The following is a 25,123-nucleotide window of genomic DNA, read 5'->3' as shown; positions in this document are numbered from 1 at the left end:
CTCGGGCTGTCGGTGGGCGCGAAGCTGGTGGCGGATAAGTTCCTGCAGCCGCAGACGCTGGGCATTCTGCTGCTGGGGGTGATTGCCTTTGGTATCGGGACGGCGGCCGGGGTGCTGATGGCGAAGCTGCTGAACCTGTGCAGTAAGAACAAAATTAACCCGCTGATTGGCTCCGCCGGCGTGTCGGCGGTGCCGATGGCGGCACGCGTATCGAACAAAGTGGGGCTGGAGTCGGACGCACAGAACTTCCTGCTGATGCACGCGATGGGCCCGAACGTGGCGGGGGTGATTGGCTCGGCGATAGCCGCCGGGGTGATGCTGAAGTACGTGCTGGCGATGTAAATCTGTTCCTTTCCCGGAGGCGGCGCGTTGCGCCTGTCCGGGCTACCGGATTGCATGGATCTGTAGCCCGGACAGATGCGCAGCATCGCCTCCGGGAATGTCCCATAAGGAGACTTTGATGAATGAAACCATAGCATTTCGTCCGGAAGGCCGGGCGTCGACAAAAGATGTGGTTGTCAATTATACGCTGGCGTCACTGGACGAGCTTGAACAACTGCACCCGGCGCTGAATCTGCTGGCGCACCCGTCAATCGTCCGTGGCAGCCATGATTTCTTTGTCCGTTGTTATGACTCGGGCGTACAGCATGCGCAGGCCGGGGCGGCTGAAACGGTAGCGGTTTTGCCTGATTCGCTGCCACAAGAACGGCAAAGGAGCGGGCTGCTGTGTGCCGCAGCAGGTCGTCTGGATGCCCTGCGCCAGCCGCTGACGCACAATCGTTTATGTGACCTGGCCAGTCAGTTCTGTGCTGGCATGGCAGATGTTGACAGCGAAACCCGCAGCGGTTTTTATACCGTGCGCAGCATATCGCTGCCGGTTTACCGGCGGCTGTTGCGGGATCAACATTCTCACGGTGTCTGCCTGCAGCAGGCTCTGCTGCACCTGCTGGCCTGGAAGAGCGATTCTCCCTGGGCGCGGCAGCAGGCGCAGCGGCTGCTCTGGCAGGGCGGCGTGCTGGGCGATAAAGGTGAGTTTGCGCTTATGACGCTGGATGATGAACTGCGGGAGCGCCAGATTGAGTGGCCCGGGCTATGGTCGCTGCTGGCCGTCACCGGGTTTCTGGCGAAATTCCCTGCCGGACCGATATTTGCTGACTGAAAAATGAGGACTGCTGACAATTATCTGTTGTGTTGGCATTTCTGCGAGAGGCAGCTAGCGCTTTGCCTGACTTACGAAATGAGAATATCAACAGATTACGTACTTTTTGTAGGTCCGTGGTTGGAACATTGCCACCTGGTTACACGTTGTCAGCAGCCTCAAGCGTGGATGGCTCCACGCTTTTTTTGTCTATGGAAAACCCCCAGCCAGGCCCTGTCTCTTGATCAGGAGATCTGATCAAGAGACAGGGCTATGCCGGAGGATATTTATTGGAAACCGGTGAGATAGGCCACCGTGTCATCAATCGAAATATAAATAAATATATAACGAAATAATTCGGCGCTATAATTCTCCTCTGATTAATAACGTAGCCCGAACCATGACCTGTCAGGACAAATCACTTTTAGCCCCCGGTTTCGCTTCCACGCCCGTCATTCCGCGCTATCGCCATATCATACGAAAACGGGCTGTGCTCATGTTAGCTATTGCGCTGGCGATGATGGCTTCACTGATGGTGGATGTAACCTGTGGGTCTTCTGGTTTACCGCTCAGTGCGCTGTGGCAGGCGCTTTTTCAGCCGGAAAAGGTGAATGCGGGCATACACGTTATTGTCTGGGATATCCGCTTACCCTATGCCCTGATGGCCCTACTGGTGGGCATGGCGTTAGGGTTAGCGGGCGCCGAAATGCAAACCATTTTAAATAATCCGCTGGCGACGCCGTTTACCCTTGGCGTATCGTCCGCGGCGGCTTTTGGCGCTGCGCTGGCGATTGTGTTGGGGATCGGTATTCCCGGTATTCCTGCCGCCTGGTTTATCCCGGTCAATGCGTTCATCTTTGCGCTTTTATCCGCGTTACTCCTGGACGGTATTACCCGTTGGACAGGCGTCGCCGCATCCGGAGTGGTGTTGTTCGGTATTGCGTTGGTATTCACCTTTAACGCGTTGGTCGCCATTATGCAGTTTGTGGCTGATGAAGATACGCTGCAGGGGCTGGTATTCTGGACGATGGGGAGCCTGGTCCGCGCGTCGTGGGAAAAATTGGGCGTACTGGCCGTGGTGTTTATTGCTGTGCTTTTTTGCGCGTTACGAAGCGCCTGGCAACTCACGGCATTACGTCTGGGCGAAGAGAGGGCGATGAGCTTTGGGGTTCATGTCCGCCGTTTACGCCTGCTGTCATTGCTGCGTATCAGCTTGTTATCAGCGCTGGCGGTAGCTTTCGTCGGGCCGATTGGTTTTATTGGTCTCGTTGCACCGCACATTGCGCGAATACTTTTGGGGGAAGATCACCGTTTCTACCTTCCGGGCAGCGTGCTGATAGGCGGGCTGGTGTTATCGCTGGCCTCTATTGCGGCGAAAAATAGTATTCCGGGCGTCATGGTGCCGGTGGGGATTGTCACCTCGCTGGTCGGGGTTCCGTTCTTTTTAAGCATTGTATTGCGACATCGGGGGAGTCTCTGATGCGCGGGTTAATGCTCCGCTCATTTAGCGCCAGCTATTCCACTCAGCCGGTTATTGCAGATCTCAACGTTCCCTTACTGCCGCGCGGGAAAATTACCATTTTGCTGGGGCCGAACGGCTGTGGTAAATCGACGTTACTACGTTCGCTGGCCGGGCTGAATAACGCCGACGGCGAGGCGCTGCTTGATGGCGAAGATCTCATGTCGTTATCGTTTGCCGAGCGGGCGCAGAAAGTTGTATTTTTGCCGCAGTCATTACCGCAGGGTGTACATCTGCATGTACTGGAGTCGATTATCGTGGTACTACGGGCATCAGGCGGCAGAGACAATGCGCAGGGCAGATCGCAGATACTGGCTATCCTTGAGCAATTGGGCATAACGCATCTGGCGTTGCAGTATCTCGACCAGCTTTCCGGCGGTCAGCGGCAGTTAGTGGGTCTGGCGCAATCACTGATTCGTCGCCCTGAACTTCTGTTGTTGGATGAGCCGCTCAGTGCGCTGGATTTAAACTATCAGTTTCACGTAATGGATCTCGTGCGTCGGGATACCCAGGCGCAAAATAGGGTGACGATAGTCGTGGCGCATGACATTAATATTGCACTGCGTCATGGTGACCATGTCCTGATGCTAAAAGACGGCAGGCTGGTCGCCAGCGGCGCGCCGGAGACGGTGATTACTGCGGAGCGTCTGGCTGAAGTGTACCGGGTACGAGGACGCGTGGAGCGCTGTTCGCAGGGGAAATTGCAGGTGGTGCTGGACGGCGTGATCGCTGTTTAAGACATATTGCCTGATGGCGCTGCGCTTATCCGGCCTACCCATTGCTCGTAGGCCGGATAAGGCAGTTATACCGCCATCCGGCAAAGGTGATTACTTCGCTTTACCCTGATTCGCCACGGCAGCCGCTTTCGCGGCGATTTCGTCAGCGTTGCCCAGATAGTAATGTTTGAGCGGCTTGAAGTTTTCGTCGAACTCATACACCAGCGGCACGCCGGTCGGGATGTTTAATTCAAGAATCTCATCTTCACTCATGTTATCCAGGTATTTCACCAGCGCACGCAATGAGTTACCGTGAGCGGCGATGATCACGCGCTCACCGCTCTTCATACGCGGCAGGATGGTGTCGTTCCAGTAAGGAATAACGCGGTCGATGGTCAGCGCCAGACTTTCGGTCAACGGCAGCTCTTTCTCGCTCAGTTTGGCATAACGTGGATCGTGACCCGGATAACGCTCATCATCTTTGGTTAGTTCCGGCGGCGTTACGGCAAAACCGCGGCGCCACTGCTTAACCTGCTCGTCACCATATTTTTCGGCCGTTTCCGCTTTATTCAGCCCCTGCAACGCGCCATAGTGACGTTCGTTGAGTTTCCAGGATTTTTCCACCGGCAGCCACGCCTGATCCAGTTCATCCAGTACGTTCCACAGCGTATGGATAGCGCGTTTCAGTACGGAAGTGTAGGCAAAATCAAAGCTGAAACCTTCTTCTTTTAGCAGTTTACCCGCTGCTTTTGCTTCGCTTACGCCTTTTTCAGACAGGTCAACATCATACCAGCCGGTGAAACGGTTCTCTTTGTTCCATTGACTTTCACCGTGACGTACCAGAACCAGCTTAGTTACAGCCATACTCTCACTCCTATAAATCATATGTAATGATAATAATTCTCATTATATTGCCGCGAGGTGTTGGCGGCAATGCTTACGCATAACCATAGCGAAAATAGTGGCGCAGTGTAAGGTTCTTGTGAACTCAGAGTTGCGATTTTGTCTTTAAGTGGTGGAGGTTTGAGCAGGGCAATGGCGCGTAGGCCCGATAAGCTTGCGTCATCGGGCATGTAGCGGCATATCGTTAGAACGGAATAAACTGATACTCGGTCAGGCTGGCGTACTCCTCGCCAGGGCGAAGGATACAGTCAGGCTGCGGCCATTCAGGATGATTCGGGCTGTCCGGCAGCAGTTCGCTTTCCAGCGCCAGCCCTTGCCAGTCGGCATAAGGTTCCGGTCCGCGGGAAGGTGTACCCGCCAGATAATTGCCGGAATAAAACTGTAGCGCCGGGGCGGTGGTGTAAACCATCATTTGTAGCTTTCCATCCTGTGACCACAGACGGGCCGCCGGCTTTTTGCCATCACCCTGCGTCTGTAGCAGGAAAGCATGATCGTAGCCTTTAACCTTGCGCTGATCGTCATCGGCGAGAAATTCACTGGCAATGACTTTTGGCATCCGGAAGTCAAACGAGGTATTGGCTACCGATTTTAGCCCCTGGCGTGGAATACCGGATTCATCTACCGGCAGATACTCATCCGCCAGAATTTGCAGCTTATGCTGGCGCACGTCGGTCCGATCGCCGTCCAGATTAAAATAGACGTGGTTGGTCAAATTCACCGGACAGGGTTTATCGACCGTCGCCCGGTAGGTGATGGAGATTCTATTGTCATCGGTCAGACGATATTGCGCCGTGGCGCAAAGATGGCCGGGAAAGCCCTGGTCGCCGTCATCAGAGGTGAGCGCGAATAATACCTGGCGATCGTTCTGGTTCACAATTTGCCAGCGGCGCTTGTCAAAGCCTTCCGGTCCGCCGTGTAGCTGGTTCTCGCCCTGACTTGGGCTTAACTGTACGGTTTCGCCGGCAAACGTATAGCGGCTATTGGCGATACGGTTCGCGTAACGGCCAATAGAGGCGCCGAGGAATGACGTCTGTTCAGGGTAGTGTTCCGGGCTGGCGCAGCCCAGCAATGCTTCCCGAACGCTGCCGTCAGACAGCGGAATACGGGCGGAAAGAAGAGTGGCTCCCCAGTCCATCAGCGTTACCACCATCCCTGCGCTGTTGCGCAGGGTTAGCAGGCGGTACGGTTGACCATCGGGGGCCAGTGCGGGCGTTTCATTTAGCACTGTCCTGCTCCTTGTGACGGTTTGCATACATAAAAGGTTTCTTTGATTCCGGTTTTCGCTTCGTACTGTTGCGCAACGGCCTGCTGCACAGCGGGAACCAGATCTTCCGGGATCAGCGCGACAACACAGCCGCCAAAGCCGCCGCCGGTCATGCGCACGCCGCCTTGATCGCCGATGGTCGCTTTGACAATGTCTACCAGCGTGTCTATCTGCGGGACGGTAATTTCGAAATCATCGCGCATTGAAGCATGGGACTCCGCCATCAGTTGGCCCATACGTTGCAAATCACCTTTCTCCAGCGCGCTTGCCGCTTCAACGGTGCGCGCATTTTCGCTCAATACATGGCGAACGCGTTTTGCGACTACCGGGTCCAGTTCGCTGGCAACGGCATTGAACGCCTCAAGGCTGACATCGCGCAGGGCCGGCTGCTGGAAGAAACGGGCGCCGGTTTCGCACTGTTCACGGCGGGTATTATACTCGCTGCCCACCAGCGTGCGCTTAAAGTTACTATTGATGATCACCACGGCGACACCTTTCGGCATGGAAACCGCTTTGGCGCCGAGCGTACGGCAATCAATCAGCAACGCATGATCTTTTTTGCCGAGCGCAGAGATGAGCTGATCCATAATGCCGCAGTTACAGCCAACAAACTGGTTCTCGGCCTCTTGTCCGTTGAGCGCAATTTGCGCACCGTCCAGCGGCAGGTGATAAAGCTGCTGGAAGACGGTGCCCACCGCCACTTCCAGCGAGGCGGAGGAGCTTAACCCGGCGCCCTGCGGCACATTGCCGCTGATGACCATATCCACGCCGCCAAACGCGTTGTTACGCTGTTGCAGGTGTTTCACTACGCCGCGCACATAGTTAGACCACTGCTGGCTATCGTGGGTCACGATCGGCGCATCCAGTGAAAATTCGTCCGCCTGATTGTCGTAATCGGCGGCAATCACCCGTACGGTACGATCGTCGCGCGGCGCACAGCTAATTACGGTCTGGTAATCGATAGCGCAGGGCAGAACAAAACCATCATTGTAATCAGTGTGCTCGCCGATCAGATTGACGCGGCCTGGCGCCTGAATCGTGTGGGTGGCAGGGTAGCCGAAAATTTCAGCAAACAGCGCGCGCGTTTTCTCTTTCAGATTCATTTTTATACTCCGGATTCGCGAAAATGGATGTCGCTGACCGCGCGCAGGCGTTCAGCCGCTTGTTCTGCGGTTAAATCACGCTGGGTTTCCGCCAGCATTTCATAGCCGACCATAAATTTACGGACGGTCGCAGAGCGCAGCAGCGGCGGATAAAAGTGCGCGTGCAACTGCCAGTGCGCGTTTTCTTCACCGTTAAACGGCGCGCCGTGCCAGCCCATTGAGTAGGGGAAGGAACACTGAAACAGGTTGTCATAACGACTGGTCAGCTTTTTCAACGCCAGCGCCAGAGAGTCGCGCTGCTCGTCGCTTAAATCGGTAATGCGCAGGACATGCGTTTTGGGTAACAGTAGCGTTTCGAACGGCCACGCCGCCCAGTAAGGCACCACCGCCAGCCAGTGTTCGGTTTCGACCACGGTGCGGCTGCCGTCCGCCAGTTCTCGCTGGACATAATCCACCAGCATTGGCGAGCGCTGCTCGGCGAAGTAGGCTTTTTGTAAACGATCTTCGCGTTCGGCCTCATTCGGCAGAAAGCTGTTGGCCCAGATCTGTCCATGCGGATGCGGGTTCGAACAGCCCATCGCCGCGCCTTTATTTTCAAAGACCTGCACCCACGGATAGGTTTTGCCTAACTCGGCGGTCTGCGTCTGCCAGGTTCTGACGATTTCCGTCAGCGCGGGCAGGCTCAACTCCGGCAGCGTTTTACTGTGATCGGGAGAAAAGCAGATCACGCGGCTGGTGCCGCGCGCGCTCTGACAGCGCATCAGCGGATCGTGGCTGTCCGGCGCATCCGGCGTGTCGGCCATCAGTGCCGCGAAATCGTTAGTAAAGACGTAAGTCCCTTTGTAATCGGGATTTTTATCGCCGGTGACACGCGTATTGCCCGCACACAGGAAGCAGTCCGGATCGTGGGCCGGCAGCATTTGCTGAGACGGCGTTTCCTGCGCCCCCTGCCAGGGGCGCTTTGCGCGATGCGGCGAAACCAGAACCCACTGGCCGGTAAGCGGGTTATAACGGCGATGCGGATGATCGATGGGATTAAATGGGGTCATAACAACGTCCTTAATCTGGGTATCCCTGCGGATGGCGTGACTGCCAGTGCCAGGTGTCCTGCGCCATTTCGTCAAGCGTGCGGGTGACGCGCCAGTTCAGCTCGCGATCGGCTTTGCTGGCATCCGCCCAATACGCCGGGAGATCGCCGTCGCGACGCGGCGCGAAGTGGTAATTAATGGGTTTACCGCAGGCTTTACTAAAGGCGTTGACCACATCCAGGACGCTACTGCCGACACCCGCGCCGAGGTTATAAATATGTACGCCGGATTTGTCCGCCAGTTTTTCCATCGCCACGACGTGCCCGTCGGCTAAGTCCATAACGTGAATGTAATCGCGCACGCCGGTGCCATCCTCGGTCGGGTAATCATTGCCGAAAACGGCGAGCGATTCGCGACGACCCACGGCGACCTGGGCGATATAGGGCATCAGGTTATTCGGAATACCTTGCGGATCTTCTCCCATGTCGCCCGACGGGTGCGCGCCGACCGGGTTGAAATAACGCAGCAGCGCAATACTCCACTCCGGCTGGGCTTTTTGCAGATCGGTGAGGATCTGTTCTACCATCAATTTACTTTTGCCGTAGGGGCTTTGCGGCGTGCCGGTAGGAAAACTTTCGACGTAAGGAATTTTGGGCTGATCGCCATAAACGGTGGCGGAGGAGCTAAAAATAAGGTTTTTAACGTTGGCCGCACGCATGGCGCTGACCAACCGCAGCGTACCGTTGACGTTGTTGTCATAGTACTCCAGCGGCCTGGCGACCGATTCGCCGACGGCTTTCAGGCCGGCAAAGTGAATCACGGTATCAATCGCGTGATCGTGCAGAATTTCGGTTATAAGCGCTTCGTTGCGAATATCGCCTTCGACAAAGGTCGGGTGCTTACCGCCCAGACGTTCAATCACGGGCAGCACGCTGCGCTTGCTGTTGCAGAGGTTATCGAGGATGACGACGTCATGACCATTTTGCAGCAATTGTACGCAGGTATGACTTCCAATGTAACCGCTACCACCTGTAACCAATACTCTCATAATTCGCTCCGTTAAGCCTATGGTATGGAATAACCATAGCATAACAAAGATGCGAAAAGTGTGACATGTAATAAATTAGTGGAATCGTTTACACACTGGTGATTTTACGCATTTATATCAATTAAATGATTACAAATCATCTGGCTTGAGAATGCTTCTGCTTTTTATCCGAAAAAAAGGCGCGTTACGCGCCTGGGAATGAAACGGACGGGGCAGGAGCTGTCAGTCTTTTTTACGCGAGAGTAGCTTCCTGGCGAGCGCCCCGACAGCGACGACGCCGATGGCGGTCACTTTCCAGAACTTAAGCAGCGCGATACCGAGCATAGCAAGCAGACCTACTTTTTTGGCCGCGATACCGCCAATCAGCGCGGCGAGCCCATACTCCGCTATTTTGTCCGTTGATTCGTTGAAGTCAGCGTAGCGTTGTCCAGCGTTGAACTTGACGGAACTGAGAATTCTTTTCGCCAGAGGGATTTCGTGGTCAACAGAACCTCTGTCGGTCACCAGATTTAAAGAAAAATAGCCTTCACGTCCCAGCAGATAGGTGTTGTAGTTCACGCCTTGTTCATTCAGTGGTTCGTTGGTGCCGATATCCTGGATGGCGGCGGACCAGATCAGACGATGATTGGTTGCATCGTAGGTAGGCTTCTCGATCCAGCCAATAATTTCTATCGGCTCAATGCCTTTTGCAATACGATCTTTATTCGCTTCTTTTGTGCCTTTGCGCAGGTTATCCATTAATTCATCGGCATCCCAATTTTTTGCATCATCATCTTTTACATAACCAGAATCATCATATTCGATAGAAATAAATCCATTCATTTCCTTTTTAAATACGAGACCGTAAAAATATTCATCGTCAACATAGTTACCAATTTCACGCATAAATACCGCCGCTTCTTTTGCGGGTATCCAGGTAAATCCTTCCGGTAGATTAAGCGTGGCTTTGTCACCTAAACTAATCTTTTTCGGACCCGCAACGGCGGCGCGACTCATGCCTTCAACAGCGACCTCAACGGCGGTTTTACGCGCTTCCTGCGCAGCGGTCGGCTTTTGCTCAGCATAACTGCTGGGGCAAAATAAAATAGCTGCCAGTAAAAATAGTATTATTTGTGGAAAACGAAAAGCCATAATGAATCCCTTATATTCACATACGACATCATTGTCGAAAATTTCAGGATTATTATGACAATGAGGCGGTCAGCGATTCAAGAGATAGTAAGCTTATCGACCGTTATTATTATTCTTAATAAAAGGAGAGTGGTTCCAGAATGGCGCGCGGCGCCATTCTGATAATACATTTAATTATTGCATCGTCCGGAAACGTACTTATAACGTTCGCCCTCTGGTACAAATTCCAGCCGGTGGGTAATACAGGCAGGCGCATCCTCTGCATGATGGGAAACGAACAGCAGTTGGGTCTCTCCCTGGCGAATTAATACATCTACAAAACGGCGTACCAGTTGGCGGTTCAGCGGGTCCAACCCTTGCAGCGGCTCATCCAGAATCAACACTGTCGGATGTTTAACCAGCGCGCGCACGATCAGCGCCAGCCGCTGCTGTCCCCAGGAGAGACTGTGGAAGGGGGCATCCGCCGTACGCTTATCGATTCCCAGAATATCCAGCCACTGTTGCGCCAGTTTTCGTTGCCTGTCTGAAACGGCCTGGTAAATGCCGATAGAATCGAAATAGCCGGAGAGAATGACATTGCGTACCGTGGTACTGACGCGGTAATCCAGATGTAAACTGCTGCTGACGTAGCCGATATGTTTTTTGATATCCCAGATTGTTTCGCCGCTTCCTCGCCGCCGCCCGAACAGCGTAAGATCGTTGCTGTAGCCTTGCGGATGATCGCCAGTAATAAGGCTAAGCAACGTAGACTTACCCGCTCCGTTAGGACCGACGATCTGCCAGTGTTCGCCCGGATTGACTCGCCAGCTTAGGTGGTGGAGGATAGGGCGATCGTTATACGAGACTACGCCATCGTTAAGTACGATCCGTGGTTCGCCATCGGGTAACGCATGGCGGGCGGAAGGTTCGTCCGGTTCGGGTAATTGTACGTCGGTCAGACGCTCGCTGTGCGCGAGTTGAGCGACCAACGCCCGTTGCAGTAACTCTGCCGTCGTTCCGGTCTCCGCCAGCGTACAGTCGGCAAGCACGCCGGCAAACTGCACGAAGTCCGGGATTTCATCAAAACGGTTGAGTACCAGCGCCAGGGTCATACCCGCCTGGTTCAACGCCGTCAGGCGTTGCGCCAGTTGTTGACGGGCGGTCACGTCAAGCCCGTCGAACGGTTCATCAAGGATTAATAACTCCGGCTCAGACATCAGCGCCTGACACAGCAGCGCTTTTCGCGTCTCGCCGGTAGAAAGGTATTTAAAACGCCTGTCGAGTAAAGCGGAAATGCCGAACTGCTGCGCCAGCATCGCACAGCGGGCAGGATGGTGAACTTCATCCTGAATAATTTCCGCGGTAGTGCGCCCGGTATCGTCTTCGCCAGGACTGAGCATATCGGTGTTATTACGTTGCCACTCATCGCTGACCAGCTTTTGCAATTGTTCAAAGGACAGACGAGTAATGCGGGTAAACCGACACTGGCGCTCGCCTGTTAATAACGGCAGTTCACCCGCCAGCGCGCGGGCGAGCGCCGACTTCCCGCTCCCGTTAGCCCCAACGAATGCCCAGCTATCGCCCGCATTGAGCGTCAGCGAATCCAGATGAAGTGTTTTTGTATCGCTCAGACGAAACGTGCCTTGCGAAATTTGCAACGATGACATTTTGCATCCCATTTTTTGCAGCGATGAATGACAGGGATACGTCTTTCGGCAACGGATGTCAATGTGCTTAGCACAACGTTGCAATAATCACTCTGTCCGCATTAAACCAGGCAATCACGTCATCGCCTTCCTTTAACGTGGCGGCATCCGCAGTCGGTATCGTGGCGCACAGCGTCTGACCGTCCGGCAGCGCCATCAACACTTCACACTGTTCCGCGCCGCGCTCAATATGGCTGATCGTTCCCGACAACTGATTGTCAGCGGCGCGCGCAACGGCTGCATCCCGGGTAATGCCAACCCACGGCGCTTTTAGCAGGATCAGCACTTCTTTTCCCTCCTCCAGGCCGAGACGCTCGCCGCTTTGCGCCGTCAGCGCGACTTTGAGCCGCGTTTTGCCGTCGGCCAGCAGCACGTCGACATGCTGTTGCACCTGATCGCGATCGCGGGCGGTAATGGTGCCGAACCACTGATTTCGGGCGCTGGTTTGCAGTGAAAAGCGGGAGATAGCGGCCAGCAGACTGTCAAGCGGCAGGGCGTCATCGTCGCTTAACACATCGAACGCTTTTTGCTGAATTTGGCCCAGCAAATCGTAAAGCTGGATCAGACGCTGGCCATAGCGGGTTAATACCGCGCCGCCGCCGCCTTTGCCGCCCGTTGCGCGTTCAACCAGCATATGTTCGCTAAGCTGGTTCATGTCGTTTATCGCATCCCAGGCGCTCTTATAGCTGATTCCCGCGTCTTTCGCGCCCTGACTAATCGAGCCGGAAAGCGCAATGTGTTTCAGCAGAGAGATACGTCGGGGATCGGCAAAAAGCTTTTGCTGAAGTTTCAGGGTAAGAAGGATTTCGGCCTGCATAACCAGCTCCTGGTAAAAAGACTATTGTGACTGAAAAGCGCGTCAGCGCAAAGCCGACCGCACAAAAGGGGAGTGCTTTTCTGTGTGATGCGGTTAAAATACAAAAAGGACTATATCTGGAGTTGCCCATGTTAGAGTTATTAAAAAGTCTGGTATTCGCCGTCATCATGGTACCGGTAGTGATGGCCATCATCCTCGGTCTGATTTACGGTCTGGGTGAGGTGTTCAACATTTTTTCCGGTATCGGTCAGAAAGACCAGTCCAGACAGAACCGCTGATTTCCCCAAACGCCCGCTCAGTCGGGCGTTTTTGTTACTCAAGATCCTGCTTTTCCTGCCGATATTTTCTGTGTTTAATCGTTAATGGGTATGAATAACCGCTGGGAAACCCCTGAGATTATCGTTATATTGTCGTTTACATAACGAAACGCACAAGGAGTTACAGATGGCGCATTCCTGGTTACGCCTGGTCGCAGGGGCGACATTATCTTTCGTCATCGCTGGTCATGCGCTGGCGGATGAAGGCAAGATCACCGTATTCGCCGCCGCGTCGCTAACGAACGCGATGCAAGACATTGCGGCAGAATATAAAAAAGAGAAAAATGTGGATGTGGTCTCCTCATTCGCCTCCTCTTCAACGCTGGCGCGCCAGATAGAAGCGGGCGCGCCGGCGGATCTGTTCATCTCTGCTGACCAGAAATGGATGGATTACGCAGCCGATAAAAAAGCGGTGGATACCACGACGCGCGAAACATTGCTTGGCAATAGCCTGGTGGTGGTAGCGCCGAAAGCCAGCGAGCAGAAACCGTTTACCATCGACAACAAAACGGACTGGATTCGTCTGCTGAACGGCGGGCGTCTGGCGGTGGGCGATCCGCAACACGTACCGGCGGGAATTTATGCCAAAGAAGCGCTGCAAAAGTTGGGCGCATGGCAAACGCTTGAACCGAAACTGGCGCCGGGCGAGGATGTGCGCGGCGCGTTGGCGCTGGTCGAACGTAACGAAGCGCCTTTGGGCATTGTATACGGTTCTGATGCGGTCGCCAGCAAGGGGGTCAACGTGGTGGCGACGTTCCCGGAAGATTCACATAAAAAAGTGGAATACCCCATCGCTATCGTGGAGGGGCATAAAAATGCGACCGTCAGCGCGTTCTATGATTACCTGAAAGGACCGCAGGCCTCGGCAATCTTTAAACGTTATGGATTTACGACGAAGTAATGATACTGACCGATCCAGAATGGCAGGCTGTCCTTCTTAGCCTGAAAGTGTCTTCCCTGGCCGTGCTGTTTAGCCTGCCGTTTGGGATCTTTTTTGCCTGGTTACTGGTACGATGCCGGTTTCCGGGCAAAGCCTTACTTGATAGCGTCCTGCATCTGCCGCTGGTGCTGCCACCGGTGGTGGTCGGCTATCTGCTGCTGGTGTCGATGGGGCGACGCGGGTTTATTGGCCAGTGGCTGTATGACTGGTTCGGTCTCACGTTTGCCTTTAGCTGGCGCGGCGCCGTGCTGGCGGCGGCGGTGATGTCCTTCCCGCTGATGGTGCGGGCCATTCGGCTGGCGCTGGAGGGGGTGGATATCAAGCTTGAACAGGCCGCCAGAACGCTGGGCGCCGGGCGCTGGCGCGTTTTTCTGACTATCACCTTACCGCTTACCCTGCCGGGCATTATTGTCGGTACGGTGCTGGCGTTTGCCCGTTCGCTTGGCGAATTTGGCGCGACCATTACCTTTGTTTCCAATATTCCGGGTGAAACCCGCACCATACCTTCCGCCATGTATACCTTGATCCAGACGCCGGGCGGGGAGAGCGCGGCGGCGAGGCTGTGCGTGATTTCGATTGTATTAGCGCTGATTTCGCTGTTGATTTCTGAATGGCTGGCGCGGATTAGCCGTGAACGGACGGGGCGCTAACCATGCTGGAGCTTAATTTTTCCCAGACGCTGGGAACGCACTGTTTAACCCTCAACGAAACGCTGCCAGCCAGTGGGATCACGGCTATCTTTGGCGTCTCCGGCGCGGGAAAAACCTCGCTGATTAATGCCATCAGCGGTTTGACTCGCCCGCAAAAAGGACGCATCGCGCTGAATGGCCGGGTGTTGCATGACGCGGAAAACGGTATCTGTTTAACGCCGGAAAAGCGCCGCATCGGTTATGTTTTCCAGGATGCGCGCCTGTTCCCCCATTACAAAGTACGCGGCAATTTGCGCTACGGCATGGCGAAAAGCATGACCGGTCAGTTTGATAAGCTGGTGTCGCTGCTGGGAATTGAAGCGTTGCTTGATCGCCTGCCGGGGAGCCTGTCCGGCGGAGAAAAACAGCGCGTAGCGATAGGCCGGGCATTGCTCACCGCCCCGGAGTTGCTGCTGTTGGACGAACCGTTGGCCTCGCTGGATATCCCGCGTAAACGCGAATTACTGCCGTACCTGCAACGGCTGGCGCGAGAAATCAATATTCCCATGCTGTATGTCAGCCATTCTCTCGATGAAATTCTCCACCTGGCGGATAAAGTCATGGTGCTGGAGGATGGACAGGTTAAAGCGTTTGGCCCGCTGGAGGAGGTCTGGGGAAGCAGCGTTATGCACCCGTGGCTGCCGAAAGAGCAACAGAGCAGTATTCTGAAAGTCAGCGTGCTGGAGCATCACCCGCATTATGCCATGACCGCTCTGGCGCTTGGCGACCAGCACCTGTGGGTAAATAAACTCAATCAGCCGCTGCAATCCACACTGCGTATTCGTATACAGGCGTCGGATGTCTCGCTGGTACTACAGCCGCCGCAGCAGACCAGTATCCGCAACGTATTACGGGCAAAAGTGGCGAATTGTTATGACGATAACGGGCAGGTGGAAGTCCAGCTTGAAATAGGCGGCAGAACGCTGTGGGCGCGAATAAGCCCGTGGGCCAGGGATGAGCTGAATATCAAGCCTGGCCTGTGGCTTTACGCGCAGGTGAAAAGCGTTTCTATCACCGCCTGACTATAGCAGGTGGGTGTAAATAAATTTGGCGATGCTATCGGTAGTGTTATCGCCGATCACAACGTCAGCGCGCGCTTTCACCGCCTCATCGGCGTTGCCCATCGCAACGCCGGTGCCTGCCGCCTCCAGCATACTGATGTCGTTGTAGTTATCGCCGAAAGCGATCACATTTTTCATTGACCCTCCCTGCGCTTCTATCCACTGGGTAAGGCGCTTGCCTTTACTGTTGCCTTTGCGCGCGATATCCACCTGATCGTGCCATGACCATTCGCACTCCAGGCCAAGCGCCTGTTCAACATGCTGACCGAACCGCTGTAGTCTGGGAATATCTTCATCGGTAAGCGCAAACTTCCACACGGCATTCACGTCGCGCGCCGCCTGCGCCAACGAAGAGACCTGTGTAAAGGTCGGACGTTGCTCCGGCGGCAAGGTCTGCGCCCACCGGGAGGTACGCACGACGTGACCGGTTGGGTGTTCGTAAAGCATAGCGTCATCAACATACATCAGGCCGTGAATCTGATGCTCATCCAGTAAATCAATCAACTGCAACGCCTTATCCACGGGCATAGGATCGGCATCCAGGACAGTTTTAGCTTGATAATCATACAAATGAGTTGATCAAAATACAAAAAAATGGCACCCTAATCCGAGTTGAGATTATACCGTTATCGGGGTGTCGTTATCATGATAAAAACCTTCATATATAGCCGTGTTTCTAGCCAAGAACAGTTAAGTGGGGGCGGGTTAGACCGTCAAGAAACGGACGTTCGCGAGTACGTCACCCGTAACGGATTAGACCAGTACGAAATAGTGGCAATGGTAGATCGCGGCATATCTGGCTATGACGGTAGTAATATGCGTGATGGTGAATTAGGTAAATGGTACAAAGATGCGATTACGGGTATGTATTGGGGTAGTCATTTAGTATTAGAAGCGATTGACCGTTTTAGCCGCCGTGATCCTATGCTGGCAATGGAAGATTTTACCGTATTAGTTAATAAGGGCGGTATTAAAGTACATATAGTAAAATTTAATACATTCATCAATGGCGATAACTTGCCTATGTTATCTATGATGATGAATCTTGCACATAGTGAATCTAAACAGAAAAGTGATCGTATTAGTAAAGGTTGGCAACGTCGCCGCCGGATGGCATTAGATAACGGTACTGCTATTACCGCACGTACACCATATTGGATCGATGTAAGGGATAATGAGTACCGTCTTAATAATAGTTCTATTGCAGTAGTAGAAGCGTTTGCAATGTACAAACAAGGTTTATCATGTGGATTAATTGCAAAGAAACTAAATGAATTGAAACATTACTTTCCGTATATGTGGACTAAAACCGCAGTACAACATATTGTCGATGGACTTAATACATCGGGTATCATCGATGCACCACGTGCCATTAAAACTATTAAGGCATTTTATAAATCTGGTTTTAGTGTCGAAGATATTGCAAAGAAAATGAATGCAGAATTCCAATTCATGAAGGAATGGAACGCACCCGCAGTACACAAACTACTACAAAATAAATCGGTAACTGGATTAGTAGAGATTCAGAAACGCAAACTTATTCAGGAGTTTGATAGCGACGGGAAGCCACTAGAATTACGTACTAAAAGCGAAGGTGAAAAGTACTTTGAATCTATATATCCACAGATCATTAGTATCGATGATTTCGAACTAATTCAAAAATTATTGGAATCAAATCGTAAAGTAGATACCAAGACCGGAAAGGGACAAACAACGGGCGGTACTGTTACGCAAAATGAAGACGGTGAATTAGTTAAGCAATTCATTCTTTCGTCATTATGCCGTTGCTATAAATGTGGTGGTGCAATGTTCAATAACATTGTGCGGTCGAAACGTAAGAACGGCAAAGTAGATACCTATTCGTATTTGCGTTGCCTCAATGAACGCGATGCACACTGCGACGTTAAAGCATTAAACTACCCCGTAATCGAAAGGGCGATTATAGAACACGTCAAGGGATTGAATTTTGATACCATGTTCAAGGGTACTAATAACAGTGAACTAGAATTACTCAAAACACGAGAAGTAGAACTACTACGCGATATAGCCACGTATGAAGACGCTATAGCCGCTAGGAAGGCCGCAGGAAAAAATACTAGTCCTGTACTGGTTACATCATTAGTCGATGCACAAGACGATTTAGAGGCGTTACAGAAGAAGATTAGAGCCATATCGGGCGTTACCGTAAACGCCGAGGAACTAACGAGCCTGAATGAATCCGTATTCGATGTAGCAGAGTATGAATTACGTAACATGGTAGAACTAGAACTACAGAAGATCATTAAACGCATTACCTTTAATTGTACTGAAAAGAATATCTACTTTATTACCATTCAGTACAATACAGGTACAGTTCTACAGCATGGACTTAAAGTAGATAAGAAGAAAGGCGTAATAGAAACTTATGAACTTCATGAAGGGAATAAGGGTTATGTAAGTAATGGAGAAGTAATTACACCTGCATTAATAGAAGCCGCAGAAAGTAAAAATATTGGAATTTTCGAAGGTAAGGTTATGTAAAGAAAATTTACAAAAAAAACGGTAATTCGGGAATAATTACGAAGATCTTTATTTTTGATCACCGCAATAATAAACTATTCCAATTGGTGATAAGGGGCATATATGCCCCATTTTTTTGTTTTCCCTAAATAGATTAAAATAGTAGGAAAATACTTATATGGAATGGCTAATTACAATACTTGTACTTTTAATCGGATTTACCATTATGGTAACTGGATTCATTAAGTACTTGTTTATTTTATTCATGATTTGGCTTATTTGGGACGGTTTTTTACGGATTTTGATAAATAATCGTAGAAAGTTGGGACAAAATGCGATTCATGAGCTATTATAGATATGGGAAATAAATATAATAAATCAGACGTAGTTAAACACGCCTCGCAAGGGGCGGTTTTTTTGCACGTAAAAAACATAAAAATGAATGTCAAAGGAGTATTCATGAAAGACACTAAAGCAAAACAAATAACAGTACGCATTACCAAAACACAAGAAGATACTTTACAAAGAATGGTAGATAGTGGTGAACATAAATCTATCGCCGCCGCCGTACAGTACCTTATCAATAAAGAAGCAGCCTTAAAAAGCAATTAACAAAAAAAAGTGGGTAACTGCCGAAACAGTTAACCCACAGGAGAATATTATAATGTATAGGAGTATTTATAGTGAGTAGACCCCGTAAGATTTACGACAATAGCGAGTTAGTACAGATCATGAAAGGTTATTCGTACTTGAACCAATTGACCAACGAAGGACAGAAGATCATTAGTGATGCAATAGATTCGGTACTTTCAAGTAGTAGAAACAAAGTAAGTAAGAAAGTAATATTCAAGATGGTATGTAAAATAGAAAGTCTCTCTACCAGTGAAGTAGAATCATTCTTAAACTTTGAAAAACAATTTAAGGGTGAAAAGAAGTTGGCTAAATCATCCATCTACAATTACCGCAATATAGCCCATCGTGCAGCCGTCGAACTACTGGAAGCATACAACCACGGAGTAATGATTAAGTACACTCTCAATGGTGATGCACGTAACCTAACGAGCGACGAAACGAACAAACTAAAACAGATGCTACATGACGGTACGAGCCTAATGCGTATCAAGGCATATATTAATAGCTTATGAGTTTTTCCAACAGTTTTAAGTGGATTTTTAAAAAATGGAAAAACTATTGGAAAAATCAACGGTAGAATGCGGCTTACAGGGGTGTTTTTGGGGTTTTTCCAACTATATTAATATTATTTTGAGTTTTAATGGAATAACAAAGTTTTTTCTTTAGCGAAGCAGATTTATTTCATATTCTGAATGTCTACCGCAAGCGTTAGCCATTGAAAATATATAATTAATAAGAGCGAAACTTGCCCGTTTTGGCAATCGCAAGCGATACCAAACCCGATCCCCGTTACTCCCCTTTAATTAAGTACAGAAGTGACTTAGGACAAAGTATTTTTGAGTTATGCCCCGAAGTCACCGCCGCCACCGAGCCGAGCCGATCCGCCCGCCGAGGGCTTAATATGAGGAAATAAAGAAATGAATAACCAACAACTTTACATTATGGCAGTAGAAGGAAGTAACACACTTTTAAAAGTAGGACTACATAATGATCCAGTAGAACAACTTTTCGAGTACCAAAGCAATGCAACCAGTACAATAACATTGATGGTAGTAAGTGACAGTATGACTTTTGATAAAGCATATGGTTTATATGAATCCATAATGAATACTTTACCAACTATACCGCCAGAATTGGGAACTAAATTTCATAATCAACAAAACCAATCACTTTTAGAACTAACACAATTAGAGAACATCATGACAATGATCGGTAATGTATATGAAATAATGAAACGCACAATAGACTATTCACCAATCCAACAAACTTACTACAATAACAAGATTATACAAAAACAATGCAATACGCCAGTAAGTGAAATAGCAAATACTATGCCCGAATTTAAATCTACGGGAAATAAATCTGTCGATGATGTGATGATGAAAATTCGTGGTGGTCGTACTGAATCATTTAAACTATAGGAGTAATACAAATGAAAAAGAATTGGCACAAAGGAAACATAACCAATAACTACCGTAAATTTGGTGCAGATAAGAATGGGATGTACTCAAAGCCAGTACAAACCCCATTGACCGATACACCCCCCGTAGGTGAGGAACTACAGGAATGCATATGCCAGTACATAAGCACCTACCGCAAAGAACACGCCCAGACACCCGCCTATACGCATCTAAACCGCCGCTATGGGCTTAGAGCAACAAAGGCATACTACAGAGGACTAGACAATGAAACTTAAAGAAGAAGACGACAGGATCACGCACAAGATACGCAAGTACGAAAGCGGCGAAACCATCACCGTATACCCACAGGTACTAATATACTACGGACAGGACGATCTAAGGATCGTCTACCATATGTACAGCAAAGTGTTTAGCCAGGAGTACATAGAAGAAGGCCGAAGCCGCCATTTACCTACATTCGTAGGTATGAGTGAGGCCGAATTGTTCCAACAATCGGTACTATATGACGTAGAAAAAATCATTACTATTCAACAAGAAATGATTTTTATAGAAAATAGTAGTTGCAAGCCAATATAGTAGCTACTACTATTGAAACTCCAGCAACAACACGGAGTGACAAACATGAAGAAGTACAAAAGCTTCACTGCTAACTACGTAAAGGATTTAAATGAATCCTCAATGGGTTTTTATGCCAACGTAGAAGTACAGACCCACGACAACGGTACTACGGCACAAATTAGTACCTATGCAATGGATAATCCAAACTACGCATTCTTTGCATTTGAATCGGGTTTACAGGTATCCGTAGACTATAACAACGGGATCATGAAAATCGGTACTACCGATAATCATGTAGAACGTGATTTACGTACTCACCCTTGCTATGCAGGTAAACAACGTAATGCACTTATTCGCGTATACATTCGTTTCATATTGGGACGCATCGCCAGCCACGCCGAACAAGAAGCATTATCCGATTTCGTAATTAATGAATTGGCAGGTGATCATGATCATTACATTTAAAATCACTGCCGAGCGTGTTTTATTCGTACTATTAATGATTATTTTCGTACTAACTGGACAATATTAATGAAAGCAATCGATGTAGTTTATTCTGTTTTAGCACAATCGAATATTTCTACCATCGTTAGGGAAGTGATCGCGTCACCGCTTCCCGCCTACCAACGCCACGCACTGGTACAGAATATTGAACAATGTATCAGTACATGCGAGGGGGCGTTAGACGATGGCTATCAAGTACAAGACTTGCCCCGCGTATTGGGTGGTAAAGGTACATTGTTAGATGTTTTCAAAAGCTATGCACGTACATTAGAGGAACAATATAAAATGACTTTACAAGAATATATCCCCCTGCAAAATGCCGTAGATGCCGCGACCTATGGTTATGCCGAACGCCGTAACATTACTATCGAAGAATCGATGGTAGATGGAATGCACGTAGTTGTATTTGGCATGAAAGGTTATATTCAGCCTTTATTTGTACTCTATGCATGTCAGGACGGATCATTTAGTTGGAAACAAAATATCAGCCTTGCACCGAGTGTTAAGGAAGAATTACCCGCATATTATCAAAACTGCAAAATGCTTAGGGTAATGATTGAGTACGTAGCCAAAGAACATAGCTACGAAATTAATGCTAAAAAATGAGACTCAATATAATTGCTGGTGGTCTAATTACCGAAGTGTACGACGATCACGATAAAAAGGTAGGTAGCGTTTCAATGAGTAAACAGGAACGCCACCGCAATAAACCATATACCGATGGTAAGCAATTCTACGCATCATTTAACGAGGCATTACTTGCACTACTAACACGTAAGAAGGTTAACATCCATAATGTTTTCTGATCCAGCTATGGAAAAAGTACGGCAAGAAGTAAGGGAACTAAACGAAATAGTAATTACTGTTATACGTTCCCTTTCTACCGAAGATGTACTAATACTATTTGGTGATAGTATTATTGGAGATACTATTAATCTAGTCAAATCCATTAAAGAGGAAAATCTATATAAACTAATAGAAACTAATCAAACACTACTTTCATTAAATTATGAGGTACTGAAAAACATGTTACGGGGTAGCTAATACCCCAATACATTGATACATTGCATTCTTAAATCACATGGAGACTAAAGAATGAAAACCATTACTACTAAGTTTATCGCTACTGTACTGAATGATGACTATACCCCCGCAATGTTACAGGCGGACGGCGACCGCCGTAATGAGCTGGCGAACATGGACACGAACGAACTACAGACGCTGATAGATCGCCTTGCAGACGTCATTCCAATGGTCAACGAGATACGCGGCCAGAAGCGACAAGAAGCAATGAAACTCTTAGAAGGTGTGGTAGGGACGGGATCTTTTGCAAGCGTACAGGAGCTACTACAGGCCGTTACAGGCGGTACTACTAGTGCTACCGAAGAACCACGGACAAAGGCAAAGACCAAACAAAAGACTACGACCAATAACAACCGAGTCTACAGGGTGGAGATCTACGACAATGCAGCAGACGAACGCCGTACATATACCATCGTGAATAATGTACTACCGCCGACACTACAGAAAGATCCGGCATACATGGCATTGGTCGCAAAGAATCCAGAACTTGCCGACCCGACAGAATTACTTATGGCATACAGTACCGAATATCGTGATACACATCCGATCAATGCTAAATATGAAAAGGTAGAATTTCATATCAATGAACGCGGTCGCCTGAATGCAAAGGCAATGAAATTTTACGAACAATATAAAAAGAAAAACCCAAACGCAACTACGAGCGAATTTAAAACCGTAGTAATGGATAACTATAAGAAGGTGTAAAATGAAAAAGATCATTGCAATGGGTATTGCTGTACTAATTACTGGCTGTAGCAATAATCATTACGCATTCATGGACGATGCAGTAGTAGGAGATATAAACGGGCGTACCCTAGTTATGTTCCCGATTGGTAATGATCAGTACCGTCCACAGTTCGCTAGTGATTGTCCACCCGTACTATTGGGTGAAGATCGTCCTAGCACTGGTGGCTGTATCATCGACGGATACCGCCTAGCTAATGTTCACTCATTCAATGAACACAAAGCCCACGGTAGCCACACGAACGCCACCACAGCACCACAACGCCCCAATATGATTGGGTTAGATGTGCCAGCGTCTACTATTTCAATTCCCGATAACATCTAATACGAGGACAGCGTAATAATGAAAAAAATATTACTCGCACTATTATTAATATCGTCCTATAGCTATGCCGATCGCTATGATAACTGCAATGCACAGGTGTATAGAGACGGTAAACCCGTAGATAAAGAATTTCAGGTAGATGTACTGGACTATAAAAACCGTTTTGAATTAAGACAGGGAAGTACTTTTATCGGTGCATCGCCAGTACTTGAATCTACCAATAGATATAACGGCAATATGAAACGCATCACCAATGAGGCCGAATGGCGTATAGATGATAACGGTACTAAAACCTATTCCATCGAATACTACGCCACTAAATCAACATTAAAAGTAACCTGCAAATAAGGAAATATACATTAAAAATATATTCAAAGAAATAGGCCAAGTACAATCACATGAACAAGGATTCACTTTCATCTACAAAGGAAAGGAATTTAAATACCATAAAGAAAATGATTGCTTAGTCTATCAGGACAAAGACCTAATAGTAATCGTAACCTGTAAGGAATTGGAACTAGACCGACTTCCGGTAGATGCACCACTACCACAGGAATTTATAGACTTAGATAATGAGTTGAACAAATACCGCTAACATAAAGCCAGCCTAACCGCTGGCTTTTTTTATGCCTAAATACTTTCATAACTGAGGGTAATTTATGGCAAGAGTAACTAAAAAAGAATCGGCAAATCATAATAAGGTAATGGATCTAATTCATTCCGACCGTGAACTAACATTCGATGATAAAGAATTCATATTCAAAAATTATAGAGGCGATGGCATTGGTGCAACGGGTGCATTTTTTACGCCCGATGGGTTAGCGTGTGATTTTGTATTAGATGCTGGCTGTACTGGACAATGCATAGAACTATGTGCAGGTATCGGTATTCTAAGCTACTATCAGTACCGCCGAAATAAACCCAAACATATTACTTGCATAGAAATAAATCCCGAATACGTTCAAATCGGTAAACGTATCCTACCACAAGCCGAATGGATCACAGGAGACGCCCTAGAATACACTCCTACGCGTTTTTATGATGTAGCCTATGGAAACCCACCATTTGGTAATATAAAGACGTCACAGAGCGTTACAGGCCGTTATAGAGGATCTGAATTCGAATACAAGATCATCGACAGGGCAAAAGACTATGCATCATACGGGGCGTGGATAGTCCCACAGTCAAGTGCAGGCTTTAAGTATTCAGGTCATACCTTCTATGACCGTTCGATACAGTCTACTAAGTACGGACGATTTGAAAGGGAAACGGGGCTTGTACTACACGGAGGTGTAGGAATAGACACGAGCATATACAAGGATCAATGGAACGGTACGACCGTTATATGTGAATCCGTGATAGTGGATTATGACGGTACTAATTTATAGGGAAATAACATCATGCAAACATATATTCATTTCAGCAATGGAACTACTACAATTGACACGGACGGCAACAAATCAGGATATGAATATACCCGCCACGATCTAAATAACATATTAGATATTCATCTAGTATTGGGTAGTCCCTATTACGTACACGTACACATAGGTAATGACTATCTAATACTACGACATAAATACATTACATTTAACTATCACAATAATTCAGTACAGATCGGTAATAAAACCTACGCAATGGAACGATACCGAGGAACGGAACAAACACACATCCAGCAATTGCAATCACTCGCCATTGAAATGACCGACAACGGGACGATATACGGGCAACGTTTACCCTATGACATATGCATAACAATTCATTTTAATCATGAATGCACAATTCTGTACTGATAGGTAAAAACTATCACATATGGCACGAAATGTTCAAAATAGATATTGACAAATCAAAATATATAGGTTCTCCCTCGTGATTTAGGAAAATCGAGAGTTTCCGCCGCCCGTTGTAACTTTAATACGAAAGTTTTTGAAAGTTAAATAATCAAATTCGAGCATAAACGCTCACAAACGAACATCGCGATAGTTTTTATCAATCAA

General features: G+C 48.8%; 27 protein-coding genes and 1 pseudogene. 19 read left to right on the top strand and 9 right to left on the bottom strand.

Features of this window, described 5'->3' with window-relative positions; all coding sequences use genetic code 11:
- The 4 genes from NBA72_RS22305 to NBA72_RS22290 all read left to right on the top strand — a co-directional run.
- The coding region (locus tag NBA72_RS22305) for a sodium ion-translocating decarboxylase subunit beta (protein WP_139363361.1) at positions 1-342 on the top strand (342 nt) is incomplete at its 5' end.
- A gap of 118 nt (positions 343-460) precedes the next feature.
- A complete protein-coding gene (locus NBA72_RS22300) occupies positions 461-1,159 on the top strand; it encodes a triphosphoribosyl-dephospho-CoA synthase (protein ID WP_023238012.1) in 699 nt (232 codons plus the stop codon).
- A gap of 379 nt (positions 1,160-1,538) precedes the next feature.
- A complete protein-coding gene (locus tag NBA72_RS22295) occupies positions 1,539-2,618 on the top strand; it encodes a FecCD family ABC transporter permease (RefSeq protein WP_042947979.1) in 1,080 nt (359 codons plus the stop codon).
- Positions 2,618-3,394, top strand: a complete 777-nt coding sequence (locus NBA72_RS22290; protein ID WP_042947977.1) for an ABC transporter ATP-binding protein — start codon at positions 2,618-2,620, stop codon at positions 3,392-3,394. The genes NBA72_RS22295 and NBA72_RS22290 overlap by 1 nt, the downstream gene beginning before the upstream one ends.
- A 90-nt stretch (positions 3,395-3,484) precedes the next feature.
- Here the strand turns inward: NBA72_RS22290 and gpmA are convergent, their stop codons facing one another.
- The 8 genes from gpmA to modE form a co-directional block, all read right to left on the bottom strand.
- Positions 3,485-4,237, bottom strand: a complete 753-nt coding sequence (gpmA, locus tag NBA72_RS22285) for a 2,3-diphosphoglycerate-dependent phosphoglycerate mutase (protein ID WP_000301556.1) — start codon at positions 4,235-4,237, stop codon at positions 3,485-3,487.
- 223 nt (positions 4,238-4,460) lie between these two features.
- Positions 4,461-5,501 carry a galactose-1-epimerase gene (gene galM / locus NBA72_RS22280; RefSeq protein WP_000931428.1) on the bottom strand — a complete coding sequence of 347 codons (1,041 nt, stop codon included), beginning with the start codon at positions 5,499-5,501 and terminating at the stop codon, positions 4,461-4,463.
- The gene (galK, locus tag NBA72_RS22275) at positions 5,495-6,643 is read right to left on the bottom strand and encodes a galactokinase (protein WP_023193990.1); all 1,149 of its coding nucleotides are present in this window, start codon (positions 6,641-6,643) and stop codon (positions 5,495-5,497) included. Before galK ends, galM begins: the two co-directional genes overlap by 7 nt.
- 2 nt (positions 6,644-6,645) lie before the next feature.
- Complete coding sequence (gene galT / locus NBA72_RS22270) at positions 6,646-7,692, bottom strand: galactose-1-phosphate uridylyltransferase (RefSeq protein WP_042947976.1); 1,047 nt, start codon at positions 7,690-7,692, stop codon at positions 6,646-6,648.
- Positions 7,693-7,702: 10 nt separating this feature from the next.
- Complete coding sequence (gene galE / locus NBA72_RS22265) at positions 7,703-8,719, bottom strand: UDP-glucose 4-epimerase GalE (RefSeq protein ID WP_001265465.1); 1,017 nt, start codon at positions 8,717-8,719, stop codon at positions 7,703-7,705.
- 222 nt (positions 8,720-8,941) lie between these two features.
- Complete coding sequence (locus NBA72_RS22260) at positions 8,942-9,850, bottom strand: DUF2167 domain-containing protein (RefSeq protein WP_042947973.1); 909 nt, start codon at positions 9,848-9,850, stop codon at positions 8,942-8,944.
- A gap of 170 nt (positions 9,851-10,020) precedes the next feature.
- A complete protein-coding gene (gene modF, locus NBA72_RS22255; protein ID WP_000096940.1) occupies positions 10,021-11,496 on the bottom strand; it encodes a molybdate ABC transporter ATP-binding protein ModF in 1,476 nt (491 codons plus the stop codon).
- A 67-nt stretch (positions 11,497-11,563) separates the two neighbouring features.
- The gene (gene modE, locus NBA72_RS22250) at positions 11,564-12,352 is read right to left on the bottom strand and encodes a molybdenum-dependent transcriptional regulator (protein ID WP_001147416.1); all 789 of its coding nucleotides are present in this window, start codon (positions 12,350-12,352) and stop codon (positions 11,564-11,566) included.
- Positions 12,353-12,480: 128 nt separating this feature from the next.
- On the opposite strand from modE, the gene NBA72_RS22245 reads away from it, so the two are divergent.
- The 4 genes from NBA72_RS22245 (at position 12,481) to modC (ending at position 15,320) form a co-directional block, all read left to right on the top strand.
- On the top strand, positions 12,481-12,630 hold the full coding sequence (locus NBA72_RS22245; protein WP_000891513.1) for an AcrZ family multidrug efflux pump-associated protein: 150 nt from the start codon (positions 12,481-12,483) through the stop codon (positions 12,628-12,630).
- A 166-nt stretch (positions 12,631-12,796) separates the two neighbouring features.
- On the top strand, positions 12,797-13,570 hold the full coding sequence (modA, locus tag NBA72_RS22240; RefSeq protein WP_000951416.1) for a molybdate ABC transporter substrate-binding protein: 774 nt from the start codon (positions 12,797-12,799) through the stop codon (positions 13,568-13,570).
- Positions 13,570-14,259 carry a molybdate ABC transporter permease subunit gene (gene modB / locus NBA72_RS22235; RefSeq protein WP_000604026.1) on the top strand — a complete coding sequence of 230 codons (690 nt, stop codon included), beginning with the start codon at positions 13,570-13,572 and terminating at the stop codon, positions 14,257-14,259. Before modA ends, modB begins: the two co-directional genes overlap by 1 nt.
- Positions 14,260-14,261: 2 nt before the next feature.
- Positions 14,262-15,320 (top strand): molybdenum ABC transporter ATP-binding protein ModC, encoded by a 1,059-nt coding sequence (modC, locus tag NBA72_RS22230; protein ID WP_000891710.1) that lies wholly within the window; start codon positions 14,262-14,264, stop codon positions 15,318-15,320.
- On the opposite strand, the pseudogene NBA72_RS22225 reads toward modC, so the two are convergent.
- Positions 15,321-15,935 (bottom strand): annotated as a pseudogene (locus NBA72_RS22225) (pyridoxal phosphatase); the annotation flags it as partial.
- A gap of 69 nt (positions 15,936-16,004) precedes the next feature.
- Here NBA72_RS22225 and NBA72_RS22220 point away from each other — a divergent pair.
- The 11 genes from NBA72_RS22220 to NBA72_RS22170 all read left to right on the top strand — a co-directional run bounded on the left by NBA72_RS22220 (position 16,005) and on the right by NBA72_RS22170 (position 24,514).
- Complete coding sequence (locus tag NBA72_RS22220) at positions 16,005-17,879, top strand: recombinase family protein (RefSeq protein WP_000597961.1); 1,875 nt, start codon at positions 16,005-16,007, stop codon at positions 17,877-17,879.
- A gap of 438 nt (positions 17,880-18,317) precedes the next feature.
- Positions 18,318-18,470, top strand: coding sequence for a hypothetical protein (locus NBA72_RS22215; protein ID WP_001537402.1), 153 nt, complete (start codon positions 18,318-18,320; stop codon positions 18,468-18,470).
- Between the two features lie 137 nt (positions 18,471-18,607).
- Positions 18,608-19,003 (top strand): hypothetical protein, encoded by a 396-nt coding sequence (locus NBA72_RS22210; RefSeq protein ID WP_223152473.1) that lies wholly within the window; start codon positions 18,608-18,610, stop codon positions 19,001-19,003.
- Between the two features lie 405 nt (positions 19,004-19,408).
- Positions 19,409-19,912: a hypothetical protein gene (locus NBA72_RS22205; RefSeq protein WP_001064751.1), complete on the top strand. Its 504-nt coding sequence runs from the start codon at positions 19,409-19,411 to the stop codon at positions 19,910-19,912.
- A 264-nt stretch (positions 19,913-20,176) separates the two neighbouring features.
- Entirely contained in the window at positions 20,177-20,488 is a 312-nt protein-coding gene (locus tag NBA72_RS22200; RefSeq protein WP_000768095.1) for a hypothetical protein, read from the top strand.
- Between the two features lie 45 nt (positions 20,489-20,533).
- On the top strand, positions 20,534-20,935 hold the full coding sequence (locus tag NBA72_RS22195; protein ID WP_001536992.1) for a hypothetical protein: 402 nt from the start codon (positions 20,534-20,536) through the stop codon (positions 20,933-20,935).
- A gap of 66 nt (positions 20,936-21,001) precedes the next feature.
- Entirely contained in the window at positions 21,002-21,580 is a 579-nt protein-coding gene (locus NBA72_RS22190) for a hypothetical protein (RefSeq protein WP_000643709.1), read from the top strand.
- Positions 21,581-22,069: 489 nt separating this feature from the next.
- Positions 22,070-22,762 carry a hypothetical protein gene (locus NBA72_RS22185; protein ID WP_000849683.1) on the top strand — a complete coding sequence of 231 codons (693 nt, stop codon included), beginning with the start codon at positions 22,070-22,072 and terminating at the stop codon, positions 22,760-22,762.
- A 1-nt stretch (position 22,763) separates the two neighbouring features.
- Positions 22,764-23,126, top strand: a complete 363-nt coding sequence (locus NBA72_RS22180; RefSeq protein WP_000719895.1) for a hypothetical protein — start codon at positions 22,764-22,766, stop codon at positions 23,124-23,126.
- Between the two features lie 18 nt (positions 23,127-23,144).
- Positions 23,145-23,474, top strand: a complete 330-nt coding sequence (locus tag NBA72_RS22175; RefSeq protein WP_000722133.1) for a hypothetical protein — start codon at positions 23,145-23,147, stop codon at positions 23,472-23,474.
- A gap of 311 nt (positions 23,475-23,785) precedes the next feature.
- On the top strand, positions 23,786-24,514 hold the full coding sequence (locus NBA72_RS22170) for a methyltransferase (protein ID WP_000135033.1): 729 nt from the start codon (positions 23,786-23,788) through the stop codon (positions 24,512-24,514).
- Positions 24,515-25,123 lie beyond the last annotated feature (609 nt).

Source organism: Salmonella sp. NW1250, assembly GCF_051812965.1.
Taxonomy (GTDB): Bacteria; Pseudomonadota; Gammaproteobacteria; order Enterobacterales; family Enterobacteriaceae; genus Salmonella; species Salmonella enterica.
Note: the sequence above shows the minus strand (reverse complement) of the source record. Positions and strands in the feature narration are given on the sequence as shown.

Bases quoted from the DNA above. Each gene is read 5' to 3' on its own strand.
- NBA72_RS22300 (WP_023238012.1), top strand. From the start codon at position 461: ATGAATGAAACCATAGCATTTCGTCCGGAAGGCCGGGCGTCGACAAAA.
- NBA72_RS22295 (WP_042947979.1), top strand. From the start codon at position 1,539: ATGACCTGTCAGGACAAATCACTTTTAGCCCCCGGTTTCGCTTCCACG.
- NBA72_RS22290 (WP_042947977.1), top strand. From the start codon at position 2,618: ATGCGCGGGTTAATGCTCCGCTCATTTAGCGCCAGCTATTCCACTCAG.
- gpmA (WP_000301556.1), bottom strand. From the start codon at position 4,237: ATGGCTGTAACTAAGCTGGTTCTGGTACGTCACGGTGAAAGTCAATGG.
- galK (WP_023193990.1), bottom strand. From the start codon at position 6,643: ATGAATCTGAAAGAGAAAACGCGCGCGCTGTTTGCTGAAATTTTCGGC.
- galT (WP_042947976.1), bottom strand. From the start codon at position 7,692: ATGACCCCATTTAATCCCATCGATCATCCGCATCGCCGTTATAACCCG.
- galE (WP_001265465.1), bottom strand. From the start codon at position 8,719: ATGAGAGTATTGGTTACAGGTGGTAGCGGTTACATTGGAAGTCATACC.
- NBA72_RS22260 (WP_042947973.1), bottom strand. From the start codon at position 9,850: ATGGCTTTTCGTTTTCCACAAATAATACTATTTTTACTGGCAGCTATT.
- modF (WP_000096940.1), bottom strand. From the start codon at position 11,496: ATGTCATCGTTGCAAATTTCGCAAGGCACGTTTCGTCTGAGCGATACA.
- modE (WP_001147416.1), bottom strand. From the start codon at position 12,352: ATGCAGGCCGAAATCCTTCTTACCCTGAAACTTCAGCAAAAGCTTTTT.
- NBA72_RS22245 (WP_000891513.1), top strand. From the start codon at position 12,481: ATGTTAGAGTTATTAAAAAGTCTGGTATTCGCCGTCATCATGGTACCG.
- modA (WP_000951416.1), top strand. From the start codon at position 12,797: ATGGCGCATTCCTGGTTACGCCTGGTCGCAGGGGCGACATTATCTTTC.
- modB (WP_000604026.1), top strand. From the start codon at position 13,570: ATGATACTGACCGATCCAGAATGGCAGGCTGTCCTTCTTAGCCTGAAA.
- modC (WP_000891710.1), top strand. From the start codon at position 14,262: ATGCTGGAGCTTAATTTTTCCCAGACGCTGGGAACGCACTGTTTAACC.
- NBA72_RS22220 (WP_000597961.1), top strand. From the start codon at position 16,005: ATGATAAAAACCTTCATATATAGCCGTGTTTCTAGCCAAGAACAGTTA.
- NBA72_RS22215 (WP_001537402.1), top strand. From the start codon at position 18,318: ATGAAAGACACTAAAGCAAAACAAATAACAGTACGCATTACCAAAACA.
- NBA72_RS22205 (WP_001064751.1), top strand. From the start codon at position 19,409: ATGAATAACCAACAACTTTACATTATGGCAGTAGAAGGAAGTAACACA.
- NBA72_RS22200 (WP_000768095.1), top strand. From the start codon at position 20,177: ATGAAACTTAAAGAAGAAGACGACAGGATCACGCACAAGATACGCAAG.
- NBA72_RS22195 (WP_001536992.1), top strand. From the start codon at position 20,534: ATGAAGAAGTACAAAAGCTTCACTGCTAACTACGTAAAGGATTTAAAT.
- NBA72_RS22190 (WP_000643709.1), top strand. From the start codon at position 21,002: ATGAAAGCAATCGATGTAGTTTATTCTGTTTTAGCACAATCGAATATT.
- NBA72_RS22185 (WP_000849683.1), top strand. From the start codon at position 22,070: ATGAAAACCATTACTACTAAGTTTATCGCTACTGTACTGAATGATGAC.
- NBA72_RS22180 (WP_000719895.1), top strand. From the start codon at position 22,764: ATGAAAAAGATCATTGCAATGGGTATTGCTGTACTAATTACTGGCTGT.
- NBA72_RS22175 (WP_000722133.1), top strand. From the start codon at position 23,145: ATGAAAAAAATATTACTCGCACTATTATTAATATCGTCCTATAGCTAT.
- NBA72_RS22170 (WP_000135033.1), top strand. From the start codon at position 23,786: ATGGCAAGAGTAACTAAAAAAGAATCGGCAAATCATAATAAGGTAATG.